The following is a 230-nucleotide window of genomic DNA, read 5'->3' on the forward strand; positions in this document are numbered from 1 at the left end:
TGCTGCATCTGTTGCCGCTTTACCGGCTTTAGTATCAGCTGCTACTGCTTTAGCATCTGCTGCTTCCGCTTTCGCTACCGCACCATCAGCTTTGGTATCTGCTGCTACTGCTTTAGCATCTGCCGCTTCAGCTTTCGCTACCGCACCATCAGCTTTGGTATCTGCTTGACTTGCTAAATTGTAAGCATCGTCTGCACGGCCTTTAGCTTCACCCGCTTTGGTATCTGCCG

At 51.3% G+C, this 230-nt stretch carries 1 protein-coding gene; it reads right to left on the reverse strand.

Features of this window, described 5'->3' with window-relative positions:
- A partial coding sequence (locus ACTHTQ_RS11580) for a hypothetical protein (protein WP_440363998.1) occupies window positions 1-230 on the reverse strand: 230 nt, incomplete at both ends.

It is taken from the genome of Neisseria sp. P0020.S003 (assembly GCF_051957095.1).
In the GTDB taxonomy this organism is placed as follows: Bacteria; Pseudomonadota; Gammaproteobacteria; order Burkholderiales; family Neisseriaceae; genus Neisseria; species Neisseria subflava.